This is a genomic window from Aeromonas sp. A600620, from assembly GCF_029479985.1.
Classification (GTDB): domain Bacteria; phylum Pseudomonadota; class Gammaproteobacteria; order Enterobacterales; family Aeromonadaceae; genus Aeromonas; species Aeromonas veronii_A.
Genome location: NZ_JAAKXB010000011.1, coordinates 106,045 through 122,622 on the forward strand (window position 1 = coordinate 106,045; position 16,578 = coordinate 122,622).

The 16,578-nt window shown below is 58.4% G+C and carries 17 protein-coding genes and 1 other RNA gene; 4 read left to right on the forward strand and 14 right to left on the reverse strand.

Annotated elements, in window-relative coordinates:
• Positions 1–2: 2 nt before the first annotated feature.
• The 9 genes from mraY to rsmI all read right to left on the reverse strand — a co-directional run bounded on the left by mraY (position 3) and on the right by rsmI (position 9,182).
• On the reverse strand, positions 3–1,085 hold the full coding sequence (gene mraY, locus G5533_RS14400) for a phospho-N-acetylmuramoyl-pentapeptide-transferase (RefSeq protein WP_005341701.1): 1,083 nt from the start codon (positions 1,083–1,085) through the stop codon (positions 3–5).
• Positions 1,079–2,434 carry a UDP-N-acetylmuramoyl-tripeptide--D-alanyl-D-alanine ligase gene (gene murF / locus G5533_RS14405; RefSeq protein ID WP_441254946.1) on the reverse strand — a complete coding sequence of 452 codons (1,356 nt, stop codon included), beginning with the start codon at positions 2,432–2,434 and terminating at the stop codon, positions 1,079–1,081. Before murF ends, mraY begins: the two co-directional genes overlap by 7 nt.
• Positions 2,431–3,963: a UDP-N-acetylmuramoyl-L-alanyl-D-glutamate--2,6-diaminopimelate ligase gene (gene murE / locus G5533_RS14410; RefSeq protein ID WP_421255500.1), complete on the reverse strand. Its 1,533-nt coding sequence runs from the start codon at positions 3,961–3,963 to the stop codon at positions 2,431–2,433. The genes murF and murE overlap by 4 nt, the downstream gene beginning before the upstream one ends.
• Complete coding sequence (locus tag G5533_RS14415; protein ID WP_421255501.1) at positions 3,896–5,650, reverse strand: penicillin-binding transpeptidase domain-containing protein; 1,755 nt, start codon at positions 5,648–5,650, stop codon at positions 3,896–3,898. Before G5533_RS14415 ends, murE begins: the two co-directional genes overlap by 68 nt.
• Positions 5,647–5,961, reverse strand: a complete 315-nt coding sequence (gene ftsL, locus G5533_RS14420) for a cell division protein FtsL (protein ID WP_216952213.1) — start codon at positions 5,959–5,961, stop codon at positions 5,647–5,649. Before ftsL ends, G5533_RS14415 begins: the two co-directional genes overlap by 4 nt.
• A 3-nt stretch (positions 5,962–5,964) precedes the next feature.
• Entirely contained in the window at positions 5,965–6,903 is a 939-nt protein-coding gene (gene rsmH, locus G5533_RS14425) for a 16S rRNA (cytosine(1402)-N(4))-methyltransferase RsmH (RefSeq protein ID WP_421255502.1), read from the reverse strand.
• Entirely contained in the window at positions 6,904–7,362 is a 459-nt protein-coding gene (mraZ, locus tag G5533_RS14430) for a division/cell wall cluster transcriptional repressor MraZ (RefSeq protein ID WP_013723406.1), read from the reverse strand.
• 442 nt (positions 7,363–7,804) lie between these two features.
• An RNA gene (gene rnpB, locus G5533_RS14435) (RNase P RNA component class A) lies at positions 7,805–8,191 on the reverse strand.
• Positions 8,192–8,348: 157 nt separating this feature from the next.
• Positions 8,349–9,182, reverse strand: a complete 834-nt coding sequence (rsmI, locus tag G5533_RS14440; RefSeq protein ID WP_042079676.1) for a 16S rRNA (cytidine(1402)-2'-O)-methyltransferase — start codon at positions 9,180–9,182, stop codon at positions 8,349–8,351.
• A gap of 199 nt (positions 9,183–9,381) precedes the next feature.
• On the opposite strand from rsmI, the gene G5533_RS14445 reads away from it, so the two are divergent.
• Genes G5533_RS14445 through dolP form a run of 4 tightly spaced genes read left to right on the forward strand, consistent with a single transcriptional unit; the run spans position 9,382 to position 12,665 of the window.
• Complete coding sequence (locus tag G5533_RS14445; RefSeq protein WP_234888387.1) at positions 9,382–11,169, forward strand: penicillin-binding protein activator; 1,788 nt, start codon at positions 9,382–9,384, stop codon at positions 11,167–11,169.
• Positions 11,111–11,482: a YraN family protein gene (locus G5533_RS14450; RefSeq protein WP_005355127.1), complete on the forward strand. Its 372-nt coding sequence runs from the start codon at positions 11,111–11,113 to the stop codon at positions 11,480–11,482. The genes G5533_RS14445 and G5533_RS14450 overlap by 59 nt, the downstream gene beginning before the upstream one ends.
• Before the next feature lie 9 nt (positions 11,483–11,491).
• A complete protein-coding gene (locus G5533_RS14455; protein WP_441254949.1) occupies positions 11,492–12,082 on the forward strand; it encodes a D-sedoheptulose-7-phosphate isomerase in 591 nt (196 codons plus the stop codon).
• A gap of 4 nt (positions 12,083–12,086) precedes the next feature.
• The gene (gene dolP / locus G5533_RS14460) at positions 12,087–12,665 is read left to right on the forward strand and encodes a division/outer membrane stress-associated lipid-binding lipoprotein (protein ID WP_005336277.1); all 579 of its coding nucleotides are present in this window, start codon (positions 12,087–12,089) and stop codon (positions 12,663–12,665) included.
• Positions 12,666–12,708: 43 nt separating this feature from the next.
• Here the strand turns inward: dolP and G5533_RS14465 are convergent, their stop codons facing one another.
• The 5 genes from G5533_RS14465 to petA all read right to left on the reverse strand — a co-directional run bounded on the left by G5533_RS14465 (position 12,709) and on the right by petA (position 16,389).
• A complete protein-coding gene (locus G5533_RS14465) occupies positions 12,709–13,134 on the reverse strand; it encodes a ClpXP protease specificity-enhancing factor (protein ID WP_005336278.1) in 426 nt (141 codons plus the stop codon).
• Positions 13,131–13,760: a stringent starvation protein SspA gene (gene sspA, locus G5533_RS14470; protein WP_005336279.1), complete on the reverse strand. Its 630-nt coding sequence runs from the start codon at positions 13,758–13,760 to the stop codon at positions 13,131–13,133. The genes G5533_RS14465 and sspA overlap by 4 nt, the downstream gene beginning before the upstream one ends.
• 87 nt (positions 13,761–13,847) lie before the next feature.
• Entirely contained in the window at positions 13,848–14,582 is a 735-nt protein-coding gene (locus G5533_RS14475; protein ID WP_201938939.1) for a cytochrome c1, read from the reverse strand.
• Positions 14,579–15,796, reverse strand: coding sequence for a cytochrome b (locus tag G5533_RS14480; RefSeq protein WP_005341735.1), 1,218 nt, complete (start codon positions 15,794–15,796; stop codon positions 14,579–14,581). The genes G5533_RS14475 and G5533_RS14480 overlap by 4 nt, the downstream gene beginning before the upstream one ends.
• A 2-nt stretch (positions 15,797–15,798) precedes the next feature.
• Complete coding sequence (petA, locus tag G5533_RS14485; protein WP_216952217.1) at positions 15,799–16,389, reverse strand: ubiquinol-cytochrome c reductase iron-sulfur subunit; 591 nt, start codon at positions 16,387–16,389, stop codon at positions 15,799–15,801.
• Positions 16,390–16,578 lie beyond the last annotated feature (189 nt).

Sequence of the window (16,578 nt, forward strand, 5' to 3'; positions counted from 1 at the left end):
CCTTACCTCACCTTCAGGGTGGCAAGACCCAGCAGCACCAGCACGAGGGTGATGATCCAGAAACGCACGATAACGCGCGGCTCCGGCCAGCCCTTCTTCTCGTAGTGGTGATGGATCGGCGCCATGCGGAAGATCCGCACGCCGCGCAGCTTGTAAGACCCCACCTGCAGGATCACCGAGACAGTCTCCATCACGAAGACACCGCCCATGATCACCAGCAGGAACTCCTGGCGTACCAGCACGGCGATGGTGCCGAGCGCGCCGCCCAATGCCAGGGAACCGACGTCCCCCATGAAGACCTGTGCCGGATAGGTGTTGAACCAGAGAAAGCCCAGACCTGCCCCGACGATGGCAGTACAGACGATCACCAGCTCGGAGGTATAGGGAACATAGGGAATATGCAGGTAACTGGCGAAGTTGACGTTGCCGGTTGCCCAGGCGATAAACGCAAAGCCGCCCGCCACCATCACGGTCGGCATGATGGCCAAGCCATCCAGACCATCGGTCAGGTTGACCGCGTTGGAGGTACCAACAATGACGAAATAGGTGAGCAGGATAAACATCAGGCCAAGTTGCGGCATCACATCCTTGAGGAAGGGCACCACCAGCTGGGTCTGACCATCATGGGTGGCCGTGGCGTAGAGGAATACAGCCACTCCCAGCGCAACGGCGGATTGCCAGAAGTACTTCCAGCGGGCGATCAGGCCGTCGGTATTCTTGCGCACCACCTTAAGGTAGTCGTCGGCAAAGCCGATGGCGCCATAGGCACCCAGCACAAACAGCACCAGCCAGACATAGGGGTTGTCGAGGCGGCACCAGAGCAGCACAGACGTGAAAATCGCAGCAATGATCATCAGACCACCCATGGTCGGAGTGCCCCGCTTGCTGAGGTGGGACTCGGGACCATCGTTGCGGATCACCTGACCGAACTTCAGGATCTGCAGGCGACGAATGAGGCGCGGCCCCATCCAGAGCGCAACTCCCAGACCGGTAATGATCGACAGGATGGCGCGAAACGTCAGGTAGGAGAAGACGTTGAAGAAGGTGAAGTGCGGGGTGAGCAGTTCGGCCAGCCAGACTAGCATGTGGCTGACTCCTGATGGCCTTTGACCATCTCGACGATATCTTCCATGCGGGAGCCACGGGCACCCTTGACCAGAATCGAAATTTCCTGATGTGTATTTATCATTTGCGCAAGCACTTCAAACAACGACGCCTTGTTATCGAAATGTCGGCCAGCCGCGGCATCTGCGGTATAGCGACTATGTTCCCCTACTGTCAGCACGGCATCCAGACCGCACTCGCGGGCATGACGGCCAACCCGGGCATGTTGCTCGGCAGACTCCTCACCCAGTTCCCGCATGTCGCCAAACACCAGCACCTTAAAGCCGCTCATGGCGGTCAAGGCATCGATGCCCGCCAGCACGGACTCCACGCTGGCATTGTAGGTATCATCCACCAGAGTCAGACCGCCCCAGCGCTGGACGCAGAAGCGTCCCTTGACCGGTGCCATCTGCTCCAGCCCCACCTTGACGGAGTCGAGGGATGCGCCGAGGGCCAGACAGCCCGCGGCGGCAGCCAGCGCATTGGCCACGTTATGGCGGCCGGGGATCGCCAGAGTCAGGCTCACCTCACCCTGCGGGGTTACCATGACGAACTCGGCACAACCCTGAGCGTTGAGAACCACATCGCGAGCATGGAACGGCTGGCTCTGATCCTCGATGGAGAAGGCGCAGCGAATGCCACGCTCGCGCCACTTCGGCCAGAATTCGTTGTCGGCGTTGACGATGGCGGTGCCGCCTTCGCTCAAGCCCTCAAAAATTTCGCTCTTGGCGTGGTAGATCCCCTCAAGAGAGCCGAAGCCCTCAAGATGGGCAGCTGCGACGTTGTTGATGATGGCGGCATCGGGCTTGGCCAGCGAGGTAGTCCAAGCGATTTCGCCCTTGTGGTTTGCTCCCAGCTCCATCACCGCAAACTGGTGTTGCGGCTCGAGGCGCAGCAGGGTGAGCGGCACGCCCACCTCATTGTTGAAGTTGCCAGCGGTGGCCAGCACTTCCCCTTCGTTGCGCAGGATGGCAGTTGCCATCTCCTTCACCGTGGTCTTGCCGCAGCTGCCGGTAATGGCCAGCACTTTCGGGTTGATGCGCTCACGCACCAGTTTGCCAAGGCGGCCCAACCCCTTGAGGGTATCGGCTACCACCAGTTGGGGAATGGCCAGCGGCAGCTCACGCTCGACCAGCAGAGCAGAGGCCCCTGCCTGAACAGCCTGCTCGCAAAAATCGTGGGCATCGAAACGCTCGCCGCGCAGGGCAACGAACAGGGCACCCGCGCCCAAAGTGCGGGTGTCGGTACTGACAACGGTGATCTCGCCATCGTCACCAATCAGACGGGCATCGAGTACCTGCGCCAGCTCGGCAAGCCTGAGGGTCATCATTTGAATGACTCCAATAATGTGTGCAAGGCGGCCGCGACGGTTTCCCGGTCGCTGTAGTGCCGCTTGTCGGTTCCAATGATCTGATAATCCTCATGGCCCTTACCGGCCACCAGGATGATGTCCTGCTTGCTCGCCTGACCGATGGCCAGCGCAATCGCCTTGACCCGGTCGTGCTCCACCTGCACCGCAGCAGGATCGCGAAGACCCGCCACCATGTCGGCCATGATCCGGGCCGGCTCCTCGGTACGGGGATTGTCGTCGGTCAGGATCACGCGATCCGCATACTGCTCGGCCATGGCGGCCATCATGGGACGCTTGCCGCGATCGCGGTCGCCACCACAGCCAATCAGACACCAAAGCTGGCCGGTGCAGTGCACCCGCAGGGCCTGCAATGCCTTTTCCAGCGCATCAGGGGTGTGGGCGTAATCGACCACCGCCAGCGGCGTATCACCACCGCCGAAACACTCCATACGACCGGTCACTGGCTGCAATTTCGGGGCAGTTGCCAGTAGCTCGTTGAAGTCGTAACCGAGCACCAGCATTACGCCCATCGCCGCCAGCACATTGCTGACGTTGAAGCGCCCGAGCAAGGGGGCGGATAATACACCATTCCCCCAGCTGGAGTTAATCTGCGCGCGAAAACCTTGCTGGTGAAAATCGAGCTGCTGCGCCGTTAATTGACGGCCAAAATGGTGTTCAATCGGGCCATTCACACTGAAAGCCACCGCTGCCGGGTATTTTTCGAGCCACTTGGCACCCAATTCGTCATCTCGGTTAATCACCGCATTCGACTCGTCGACCAGCTGCAGCAGCTGCTCCTTGGCCGCGCCATAGGCTTCCATGGTGCCGTGGTAGTCGAGGTGATCCCGGCTCAGGTTGGTAAAGACAGCGGCGGAAAAGGGCAGCGCGGCGACACGGTGCTGCACCAGACCATGGCTGGAGACCTCCATCGCCACCAGATCCGCCCCCTGCTCTTGCAGCGCAGCCAGATTGGCTTGTACCTGCACGGCGCTGCCAGTGGTATTTTCCGCTTCGATCAGATGGCCAAACAGGCCGTTGCCGATGGTGCCCATCACCCCGGCCTTACCACCCAGCAGGGTGCGCCAGTTGGCGACCAGCAAAGCGGTAGTGCTCTTGCCGTTGGTGCCGGTGATCCCGACCAGATCCAATTTTTGGGCTGGCTGATCGTAGAAATAGCCCGCAAGAGCAGAGAGGTGAGCGGGCAGATCCCGCATCCCGATACAGGGAACCGGAGTCGATGGTGGGATAAATTCACCATCCTCCTCAAACACAACAGCGGTCGCTCCCTGAGCAACCGCCTGTTCGATGAAACGTCTGCCATCCACCTGATGACCGCAAATAGCCACGAAGAGCGAGCCGGGGCCAACCCGCCGACTATCCAGCTGGATATCGGTCAGAGTGAGCGCCGGCGCCTGAATACCGAAGGGGCGCAGTAATGCATCAAGTGCGCGGGACAAGAGGAGCCTCCGTACGGGCAAGTTTGGCGGGCACCGCTGTGGGCACCGCATCAGGACGAATATTGAAGAGTTGCAGTACCCCGCCCATGGCCTCTGCAAACGGCGGGGTCGCCACGGCACCGCCATAGTAGGCGCTGCCTTTTGGCTCGTTAATCACCACCACCATGACGAAACGGGGATTACTGGCAGGGGCAAAACCGGCAAACCAGGCCATGTAATCCTTGCCGTAGCCTCCGGCAACGGCGACCTTGGCGGTACCACTCTTGCCACCGACCCGATAACCCGGAATCTTGGCCTTGGGAATAGCGTTGTCGACTACGTACTCCAGCGCCTGCAGCATGGCGGAGGCGTTGTTGTGATCGATCACCTGCTCACCCTTGGGCGGCGTGGTCACCTTGACGATGGAGATGGGCACTCGCTTGCCCTTGTTGGCCAGGGTGGCGTAGGCGGAAGCCAGTTGCAGCGGGGTAACCCGCAGACCATAACCGAACGAGAGGGTCGCTCGCTCGATATCGGACCAGCGACGACGCTGGGGCAGCATGCCGCTGCTCTCGCCCATCAGCCCGCTGCCAGTATCCATGCCGAAACCGAACATGCTGAGGGTATTGATCATCTCCTGCGCCGGCATCCGCAGCGCGATGCGCGACATACCGATGTTGGAGGAGTAACGCAGGATATCGTAGAGGTTGGTCGCCTTGTGGATACTGACGTCCTTGATCTGCTTGGCACCGATAAAGAGCGGACCACCGGGAATGAAATCTTTCCAGCTGGTGACACCTGCCTGCAAGGCACTGAGCAAAATCAATGGCTTGACGGTCGAACCCGGCTCGTAGGTATCAGTCACCACCCGGTTGCGTACCCGGAAGCTCTGATACTGGCCGCGGTTGTTCGGGTTATAGGAGGGGGTGTTGACCATGGCGAGTACTTCGCCGGTCTTGATATCCAGCATCACCATGGAGCCAGAGGTCGCCTTGTTCTCGTCGGTTGCTCGCTTGAGCGCCCGATAGGCCAGAGCCTGTACCCGCTGATCGATGCTGAGCTGCAGATCGTTGGCGTTCTTGCCCTCTTTGACGATACCAAGACGCTCGATGACCCTGCCCTGCCGGTCCTTGCGCACCCGCATCTCGCCCGGTGTCGCCGTCAGCCACTCGTTGTAGCTGCGCTCGATCCCCTCGATCCCGTTGCCATCGATGTTGGTTACCCCCACCAGGTGGGCACTGATTTCGCCAGTCGGATAGAAGCGGCGCGACTCGGGACGCAGATAGACACCACCCAGCTTGAGCCCCTTGATGTATTCAGAGACAGCGGGCGTTACCTGACGCTGCAGATAGACGAAGCGCTTGCTGGGGTTGGCGATACGTTGCTTGAGAGTATTGATATCGATTTTGAGGACTGCTGAGAGAGCCATCCAGGCCCGCTCATTGTGGATAGCGCCGGACTCGTGCACTGTCTTGGGATCGGCCCAGACCGCCTCGACCGGAACGGAAACAGCCAGCTGTTCACCATTGCGATCGGTGATCATGCCGCGCACCGCCTGGGTGGAGGTGGTTCGCAGAGAGCGCATGTCCCCCTCCTGACGCAGACGATCCGGATTGATCACCTGGATCCAGGCCAGACGGAGGATCAGCCCGACAAAGGCGATGCCGATGAATACGACCAGCGTGCGGAAGCGCCACGGATAGATAGATGGCGCTTTAACGTTCGCTTTAGCGGTTTTGGCTGTAGCCTTCCGTTTCATGGCAGAGTAATTACCTTCTCGGTGGTCACCAGAGGGCGACCCATTTGCAACTTGTCCATGGCCAGCGTGGCGACTCGGGAGTGTTCCGCCAGAGTGCCCTGCTCCAGCAAGAGGTGGCGCCATTCGATATTGAGGCGATCCTCTTCCGCCATCAGGTCATTCTGTTTGGCGGTGAGGCCACGGGTCATGTTGGTCACCAGGATCACGGCAAACGCGGTCACCAGTACGGCAACCGACAGAAAAATCTGCAGCTTGTGCCGCCAGAGATCGGCAACGATCTCCTTGGCTAGGTGGACACGTACTTCGCTCATCGCTTACTCCGCCAGCCGCTCGGCGACCCGCAGCACCGAGCTGCGCGAACGGGTGTTTTCAGAGACCTCATGATCAGAAGGCTTGAGCGCCTTGCCGACCGACTTCAATTTGCGACCGCCAGCCAGCTGGGCCTCGGTCAAGGGAATGCCGTAGGGCACTTCAGGCCCTTTCTCGTGCTTGCGAATGAAGTGTTTCACCAGCCGGTCTTCCAGCGAGTGGAAGCTGATCACAGACAGACGGCCATGTGGTGCCAGCACGTCCAATGCACCGTTGAGCGCGGTTTCGATCTCCTCCAGCTCGCTGTTGATATAGATGCGGATGGCCTGGAAACTGCGGGTTGCCGCATGCTTGCCCTTCTCCTTGCTCGGATTGACCCGGGCAATCATCTCAGCCAGCTGACGGGTACGTACGTAAGGCTCGGTCACCCGGTCGTGGACGATGGCGCGGGCGATCTTCTTGGCAAAGCGCTCCTCACCGAAGGTCTTCAGCACCCAGGCGATATCATCCACATCGGCCTTGGCCAGCCACTCGGCGGCGCTCTGGCCGGAAGTGGGGTCCATCCGCATATCGAGCGGACCATCTTTCATAAAGCTGAAGCCGCGCTCGGCATCATCCAGCTGGGGTGAAGAGACCCCCAGATCCAGCAGGAAGCCATCCACCTTGCCCAGCAAACCGCGCTCATCGAGATAGGAGGCGATGCCGGAGAAGGGGCCGTGCACAATTTCGAAACGGGGATCCTGGATCTTGGCCGCTTCGGCGATCGCCTGGGGATCGCGGTCGATGGCGATCAGGCGGCCATTGGGGCCAAGGTGCTGCAGGATCAGACGAGAATGACCACCACGGCCAAAAGTACCGTCGACGTAGACACCATCCGGCTTGATGGCCAGACCTTCAACGGCTTCGTGCAGCAGCACTGTGATGTGTTCAGCGGCTTGGGTCATTTATAAAGAGAAATCCTGTAGTCGTGGTGAGCTTGCCCAATCGTCCCCGGGCAGACCTAAGATGTCGTCATTGACCTGTTGTTGCCAGCGGGCTTCATCCCACAACTCAAACTTGTTGAGCTGGCCCACCAGCATGATTTTCTTGTCCAGCCCCGCATGGTTGCGCAGTGGCTGACTGAGCAGCAGACGGCCATTGCCATCCAGCTCGCATTCGGTTGCATGTCCCAGCAGCAGGCGCTGCAAACGGCGCTCTTGCGGATTCATGCTGGAGAGGGTCTTGAGCTTGCGCTCGACCTCTTCCCATTCATTCAGGGGATAAAGCAGCAGACAGGGATGGGCAATATCGATGGTGCAGACCAGCTGGCCGTCGCTTTCATCGCGCAGCCAATCACGGAATTTGGTCGGAATTGCCAACCGCCCTTTACTGTCCAGGCTGATGGCATGAGCGCCACGCAACAAATTGCAGTCCCTGAAGGTGAGTGAGCAGGCAGATTGCCCCTCTAAAAACCACTTTGATCCACTTTTCCCCACCTTGAAGTTTAAGGACGTGCAGGGGGCTTTTCAAGCAAGGAGATGAGGCAGAGGGAACATATTGACGCAGCAATTGCATGCTGCGGATTGAGTGGGTTGATTTTCCACAAGTTATTTGGCGTTAAACTCTGGTGATTAATTGAAATAAGTGAATGAACTGAGAACACACACAATATGTGGGTGCGAACAACCATCCTGGGTTCTATCACCATCTATCGCTGCCATCGTGCCAAATACAAAACTATTCGATTGATTTAAAACATATATTTTCATGCAAAATGACAAGGTCGAAAATATCTTGCCAACGAAGCCATATTTTCTCATGCATAAAAAAGAGCCCCGCGATAAATCGCGGGGCTCTTCGGAATGAGGTCGGAGTCGGCCTGTAAGCCGGGTTCTGTACCGGGTTGCCCCGGGTAGCAATCATTCCTCTAGGCCAGCAATCGCTCGCTGGCTCAAGCAACCTACCCGCCCCCAACGCGGGCCGCGCCAATAGGGGCCTATTTGGTCTTGCTTCGGGTGGAGTTTACCGTGCCACGAACTGTTGCCAGTCGCGCGGTGCGCTCTTACCGCACCCTTTCACCCTTACCTGATCCCTTGCGGGCCATCGGCGGTCTGCTCTCTGTTGCACTGGTCGTAGGCTCACGCCCCCCAGGCGTTACCTGGCACCCTGCCCTGTGAAGCCCGGACTTTCCTCCCCTCCGCCCGTCTGTCCCGAGGGACACAACGACGAAGCAGCGATTGCCTAGCCAACTCCGAGGCGCGGATTATAGCCTTGCGATACGCACGGGGTAAACCGGCAATTCCCGTTTACAGCCATTTATCGCGCTTTGCCCCCCGTTTACATGCTGAATGCTCGACGGTTCGGGGGATTGCACAGGTCAAAAAGCAGTCTGCCAGCCTATTTCATCCGCTCAATAGTGCTCGAGACCATATTTGTAGAGGGCATTCTTTTTCACGCCGTGGACCTCGGCGGTCAGGGCAGCCGCTTTTTTCAGTGGCAGCTCAGTCACCAGCAGACCCAGAGTACGGATCGCCTCGGCTGGCAGATCCTCTTCATCTTTGGAGGCACCACTCACGACCAGCACGATCTCGCCGCGGCAACGGTTGTCATCCTCACCAAGCCAGGCCAGCATTTCAGAGGCAGGCAGACCATGAATTGACTCGAAGGTCTTGGTCAGCTCGCGGCACACCACCACCTGACGCTCGCCGAGAATGCGAGCAATCGCTTCTACTGTATCCTGCACACGGCGCGGCGATTCGTAAAACACCAGCGAGCGGGTGTCTTCAATAACGGCTTGCAGGCGATCGTCACGCCCCTTGCTCTTGGCGGGCAGGAAGCCTTCAAAGGCAAAGCGATCGGTGGGCAGACCGGCCGCACTTAGCGCGGTGATGGCAGCACAGGGACCGGGCAGCGGCACCACCTTTACCCCGGCTTCACGACAGCGGGTGACCAAGTGATAACCGGGGTCGCTGATGAGCGGGGTGCCGGCATCGGAGACCAGCGCAACACTCTTGCCCTCTTTGATCCGGCCGATCAGCACATCGGCTTTCTGCTGCTCGTTGTGATCGTGCAGGGCGAAGGTCGGCACCGAGATTTGGTAGTGGCTGAGCAGGATACCGGTATGACGGGTATCTTCGGCGGCTACCAGATCGACACTGCGTAAAATGTCCAATGCACGCTGGGTGATGTCCGCCAGATTGCCGATCGGAGTGGGGACTATATACAGGGTTGGGATGTCACTCATGGGATCTCCGAGTGCCCCGACAATTGTGTCGCCATATTGGCCCGTTTACACTATGGGGAACTTCAACACTGGTCGGGGAATGAACTTGAACCGGGTTACAAAGCAGCTAAGTGTATCACGACTCTTCGGCATCATACTCGCGGCAGTACTGCTCGCCGCCTGTGCGTCGGAGCCCACTCAACCGTCAGGGCAGTCAGGCATGCCCTCTGCGTTCTCCAATCTGACCAAGAATGCCCAGTGGTATCTTGAGCAGGTGGATCCCGCCAAGCCGGCCGAGGCCTTTACCTGGCAGATGCTGGCGGCACGCAGCTATCTGGCGCTGGGCCAGGCCAAACCGGCCTCGGCGCTGTTCCAGCAATTGCAGAAGCAGGCCAAGGATCCCGTTCAGAAGGCGCAGTTGCAACTACTGCAAGCCCATCTGTTGCTGGCGCAAGGCCACGCCAATCAGGCGCTGATCCTGCTGGAAGGCAAACCTGAGGTGCTGCTGGATGCCGATACCCAGAAGGATTGGTATCGCCAGCGCGTAGTGCTGCAGCTCGACATCAATAACAAGTTTGGCGCAGCCAAGTCATTGATTGCACTGGAGCCCTACCTCAATCAGAGCGAGCAGGCGACCAACCATCAGCAAATCTGGTCGTTGCTCAAAAGCATGACCCCTTCCACCCTGCAAGCGCTGGAAGAGGCTCCGGCCCCTGATGTGACCACCGGCTGGCTACGACTGGCGGCACTGGTCAACGAGTTTGGCGCCCAGCCGAACTTGCTGGCCCGCCAACTGGCAGGCTGGAAGCGTGACTTCCCCAACCATCCGGCCCAGAAAGATATGCCGGCAGGATTGGGCGATCTGGCGGCCACTGCCAGCACCTCGGTGCAACAGATCGCTGTGCTGCTGCCCCTCTCCGGCAATCTGGAGCCGCAGGGCGCAGCCATCCGTAATGGTATGCTGATGTCTTATAAGGAAAATCAGGGGCAATTCACCCTGAACTTCTACGACACCCAGAGCAAGTCGACCGGCGACCTTTATAAGCAGGCGATTCAGGAAGGGGCAGACATGATCATCGGCCCGCTGCTGAAAGATCGGGTCGAGGAGCTGCTCAAGGCCAATCCGACCGTGCCGGTACTGGCGCTCAACGAGCTGGACAAGCCGGTCGTCAACGACACCACCTACTACTTCTCCCTTTCTGCTGCCGCAGATGCCGCGCAGGCAGCCCAGTACCTTTACACCCAGGGCTACCGTAAACCGCTGCTGATCGCCGCCCAGGGGCGGATCGGTTACAGCAGTATCAAGGCGTTCGAGCAGAGCTGGGCCACCCTGAGCCAGGATAAGCCGGTCGTTGCCACCTTCGGTGCGCGCAACGAAGTGCAGGGGATGGTCAAGAATGCCCTGAGCGGCCGCTCTACCGCCCGTGCAGGTGAAGTGGTGCAACTCTCTGATGCCACACCGCGCAGCATCGATGCCGTTTACGTGGTCGCCAACAGTCTGGAAACCCGGATGATCAAGCCCTATGTGGATGTCTCGGTCAATCCGATGGGCAGCCTGCCCATCTACACCAGCTCCCGTGGCTACGACAGCGCCGCCACCGAGGTCGCCTCCGAGCTCAACGGCATGCATATCGCCGATATGCCGCTGCTGCTGGGCGGCTACGAGAAACAGCGCGAGCAGATCGCCCTGCTCTGGCCGCAGACCCAGGGTGACCTGCTGCGTCTGTTTGCCATGGGCTACGATGCCGTCAGCCTGGCTGAGAACCTCCAGCAGATGCGCAAGGTAGGCGGCATGCAGCAGGCCGGCATGAGTGGTCAGCTGAGCGTGGATGCCCAGGGCAATATCGTGCGGATGCTGAGCTGGGGTACTTACCAGAACGGCAAACTGGTCGACGAGAACGCCGTTCAGCAACTGGAGGAGCCCTCCAATGAAGGAACTATGGAAACGGATGCGCCAGCAGTTGCCGAGCCTGTTCCCCTCACCAACGAGCAAGGGACAGCACTTTGAACAAGTCGCTGAACGCTGGTTGCAGGCCCGGGGCCTGCAACCGGTAGCTCGCAACTACCGCTGTCGTGGCGGTGAAATAGATCTCATCATGCACCAGGGCCAGACCCTGGTGTTTGTTGAGGTGCGCTACCGGGCCACCGGCAGCCATGGCGGGGCCGCCAGCTCGGTCACCCGCAGCAAACAGCACAAGATCATGCTGGCAGCGCGCCACTATTTGAAGCAACATGCCATCAACGAGGCCAATCAGGCCTGCCGATTCGATGTGATTGCGTTCGAGGGCGACCAGCCAGCCTGGATCCAGAACGCATTTTAAGAGGACCCTATGACTGACCGCATCAAAGAGAACTACACCGAAAGCATCCAGACCAAGATAGCCGCCGCCGAGGCGTTGCCGGATGCCATCCATACTGCAGCCCAGATGATCACCATCTGCCTGCTCAATGGCCACAAGGTGCTGGCATGCGGTAACGGTCCTTCTGCCGCACTGGCGCAACTGTTTATCTCCGAGCTGGTCAACTGCTACGAGACCCAGCGCCCCTCCCTGCCCGGCATGGCCCTGACCCCGGACATGGCAACCATCAGCGCCATCGCCACCGACCACGGTTTTGAAGAGGTCTACTCCAAGCAGATCCGCGCGCTGGGCCAGCCTGGCGACATTCTGGTGGTCATCACCACCTCCGGCCACAGCCGCAGCCTGATCAAGGCCGCCGAGGCTGCCCTCTCCCGCGACATGACCATAGTGGTGCTGAGCGGGGGTGACGGTGGCGAAATGGCAGGTCTGCTCGGCCCAAACGATGTGGAGATCCGTGTTCCCTCCTCCCGTCGCCCTCGCATTCTGGAAGTGAACCTGTTGACCCTGCACTGCCTGTGTGATCTCATCGACCAGACACTTTTCCCGCAACAGGAAGATTGAAACCATGAAAAAGCACACTATCCTGCTCGGTCTGCTGGTTAGCACCCTGCTGCTGCAAGGCTGCGCAGCCCTGGTTGTTGGCGGCGCCGCAGGGACTGCCAAGGCCTCTGGCGATCGCCGAACCCTGGGCGCGCAGTGGGATGACCAGACCATCGAGCTGAAAGCGGCCAATCTGCTGGCCGACAACAAACCCCTCAGCGCAGCCAGCAAGATCAGCGTCTACAGCAACAATGGCCGCGTCCTGCTGGTCGGCCAGACACCTTCTGACGTTTACAAGATTGAGGCGGGCAAAATTGTCAGTCGCATCGAAGGGGTCCGCCACGTCTACAACGAATTGCGCATCGGCCAACCTGCCAGTTTCACCACCCGCAGCAATGACTCCTGGATCACCTCCAAGGTGAAAGCCGACATGTTCGGCACCAAGAACTTCGACAGCACCAAGGTCAAGGTGGTCACCGAGAACGGCGAGGTGTTCCTGATTGGTCTGGTGACTCGCCAGGAGGGAGAGCAGGCAGTCAACATCGCCCGCCATGTCACCGGCGTGAAGCGCGTGATCAAGGCCTTCGAATTCGCCCAGAACTAAGCCCGACCGCACATAAAAAAACGCAGCCAATCGGCTGCGTTTTTTATTTGATCACCTTCAGGGTCGGACGACCGCTTGGACGCGGTGGTTCCGGCTCAGGCTCCACCGGCGCTTCAGCCTGCTCCAGCCAGATATCGTAACCCGGCTCAGGCGGGAACATGGTGCCCACGCCGTTCTCCCGGGCATGGATAGCCAGCACGGCCGCCATCGGGATATAGACCTGCTGGGATACCCCGCCAAAACGGGCACTGAAGCTGATAGCCTCGTTATCCATGTGAAATTGCATCACGGCTCGGGGCGCGATATTCAGTACAATTTGCCCGTCCTGAGCAAACTGCATCGGCACCATCACATGGGGAATGTTGACGTTGACCACCAGATGAGGGGTCAGATCGTTGTCCAGCAACCAGTCAAAGAACGCCCGTAACAAGTACGGGCGGCTCGGTGTCATTGTCGGTTCCATGCTCATACGCCAGCACGGATCTCGCGTTCGGCTTCGGTCAGGGAAGCCTGGAAGGACTCACGCTCGAACAGACGAACCATGTAGGCCTTCAGCTCTTTGGCGCCACGACCGGTCAGGTCGATGCCAAGGCTCGGCAGACGCCACAGCAGCGGTGCCATGTAGCAATCCACCAGACCGAACTCTTCGCTCATGAAATAGGGCATTTCACCGAAGATCGGCGCGATGGCCAGCAGGTTGTCACGCAGTTCGTTGCGTGCCGCTTCAGCGTCGGTACCGGCCATGATCTTGTCGGCCAGGGAGTACCAGTCCAGCTCGATGCGGTGCATCATCAGACGGCTGTTACCGCGGGCAACCGGGTAAACAGGCATCAGGGGCGGATGCGGGAAGCGCTCATCCAAATACTCCATGATGATGCGCGAGGTGTAGAGCGCCAGCTCACGATCAACCAGGGTCGGTACAGAGTTGTACGGGTTCAGCTCGGCCAGCTCATCCGGCAGATTGGCTGGGTCAACCTGACAGATATCCACACTAACACCCTTCTCCGCCAGGACAATACGCACCTGATGGCTGAACATATCGTTGGCACCGGAAAACAGCGTCATTACCGAACGCTTATTGGCAGCTACAGCCATTGAACCCTCCCGTCATAAAAAAGCAGAAACGGCAATGAAGCATCTTGGTCTTCATTGCCGTGCATTATATTACCCGGATCTGGTCGCTTAGTGAACGTCGCGCCAGAATTCCTTCTTCAACAGCACAGTGAAGATGAAGAAGATCACGATGAAGCCAAGCACCCAGAAGCCCATGCGTTCACGCTCCTGTTGTACCGGTTCAGCCGAGTAGACCAAGAAGTTTACCAGATCCAGTACCGTCTTATCATACTCTTCGTCATCCATTTCACCGTTGCCGTCAGATTTGATGCTGACAACCTGCTGGGTCTCGACGCCATCGACCATGTGAGTCGCGAACTCGGCACGGGGAGTCCCCTGCAGCGGCTCCAGCACATGGGGCATGCCCACTGACGGGAACACCACGTTATTCACACCAAACGGACGGGTCGGATCCACGTAAAAAGAACGCAGATAAGTGTAAATCCAGTCCGCACCACGTACTCGGGCAACCAGAGTCAGGTCGGGAGGCGGCGCACCAAACCACTTGGCGGCATCCTTCTCGGACATGGCACTCTTCATCAGATCACCCACTTTGGCGTCGGTGAAAATGAGGTTCTCCTTCATCAGATCCTCAGGGATCTCCAGATCGGCAGCAACCCGGTTGTAGCGTTGGTACTGGGTAGAGTGGCAGCCGGCACAATAATTCATGAAGGTGGCAGCTCCGCGTTGCAGGGATGCCTTGTCACTCAGATCGTAATTGGCCTTGTCCAGTGCAACCGCACCTCCAGCGGCAAACACCAGAGAGGGCAGCAGGGTCAGCACTGCAAATATTATTTTTTTCATTTAAATGTCACCCTCTCCGGCAGCGGCTTGGTGCGTTCGTTTTTGCTGTAGAAGAACAACAGCACGAAGAAACCGAAATAACCCAAGGTACAGATCTGGGCAACCAGCGTCAGAGTCGGCGTCGACGGCAGTACACCCAGCACCCCCAGAATGATGAAGCAGACCACAAACTGGGCGATGTTCAGCTTGTGCAGCTTGCTGCGATAGCGTACTGAACGCACCTTGCAGCGATCCAGCCAGGGCAGCAGGAACAACACCACAATAGAGAGGCCCATCATGATGACGCCAAGCAGCTTGTCAGGTACCGCACGCAGAATCGCGTAGAAGGGGGTGAAGTACCACACAGGCGCGATGTGAGCCGGAGTCTTCAGGCCGTTGGCCACTTCAAAGTTCGGCTTCTCGAGGAAGTAACCCCACATATCCGGCTTGAAGAAAATGATGGCGCAGAAGAAGAACAGGAAGCCAGCGACACCGATCATATCCTTGACGGTGAAGTAAGGATGGAATGCCACCGCATCCAGCGGCCAGCCGTTCTCGTCCTTGTGCTTCTTGATATCGATGCCATCCGGGTTGTTGGAGCCCACTTCGTGCAGCGCCAGGATATGCATCGCAACCAGCATCACCAAAACCAGCGGCAACGCGATGACGTGCAGCGCGAAGAAGCGGTTCAGGGTCGCACCAGAGATAACGTAGTCACCACGGATCCACAGGGTAAGATCGTCACCGATGACCGGAATGGCACCAAACAGCGAAATGATGACCTGGGCCCCCCAGAATGACATCTGTCCCCAGGGCAGCAAGTAGCCCATAAAGGCTTCCGCCATCAGCACCAGGAAGATCAGCATGCCGAAAATCCACAGCAGCTCGCGCGGCTTCTGGTAAGAACCGTAAATCATACCTCGGAACATGTGCAGGTAGACCACCACGAAGAAGGCAGAGGCACCGGTAGAGTGCATGTAACGTAGCAGCCAGCCATACTCCACATCCCGCATGATGTACTCGACGGAGGCAAACGCACCTTCCGCAGAGGGGTTGTAGTTCATGGTCAGCCAGATGCCGGTGATGATCTGGTTAACCAGCACCAACATGGCCAGCGAACCGAAGAAATACCAGAAGTTCAGGTTCTTCGGAGCCGGATACTTGGCCATGTGGTCGTTGTACATGGCCGTAAGCGGAAAGCGATCGTCAATCCAGCCCATCAGTTTGCTCAACATGATCAGGCCTCCTTGCCATCGGCACCGACCAGAATGGTGGTGTCGTTAATGAATTGATACGGCGGAATAACCAGGTTCAGTGGTGCAGGCACCCCCTGGAACACACGGCCAGCCATATCGAACTTGGAGCCATGACACGGGCAGAAGAAGCCGGACGCAACCCCCTGCACCTGCTCACCAAAACTGTCAGGCAGATAAGAAGGTGAACACCCGAGATGGGTGCAGATACCGACCGCGACAAAAATTTCGGGCTTGATCGATCTGTACCCGTTATGGGCATAGTCAGGCTGCTGCGGCTCTTCTGATGAGGGATCCCGCAACTTGTCATCATGTGCTGCCAGGGCATCCAGCGTCTGCTTGGTGCGTTTCACCACCCAGACGGGTTTGCCACGCCACTCGACACGGATGAGCTGACCCGGTTCCAACTTGCTGATATCGACTTCAACCGGTGCACCGGCTGCTTTGGCCTTGGCACTCGGATTCCATGACTTTATAAACGGCACTGCGGTAAACGCAGCTCCTACCCCACCAACGGCAACCGTTGACCAGGTAAGAAATCTGCGGCGACCGGTATCAACTGGCGCATTGCTCATCCAAAAACTCTCCCATGTGGACTCCGCACATTCTTATAGTGTCCCTGTTCCCCATTTTTCCCGTGACAACAGCGGCGGAAGCTGGATTTACAATTGCCACAGAAAACAGGGGAAATTTTAAAGAAAAGATAACAACTTGACAAGAAAGAGCGGTGAGCAATAAAAACAATAAAGAAACAATTTTTTGTC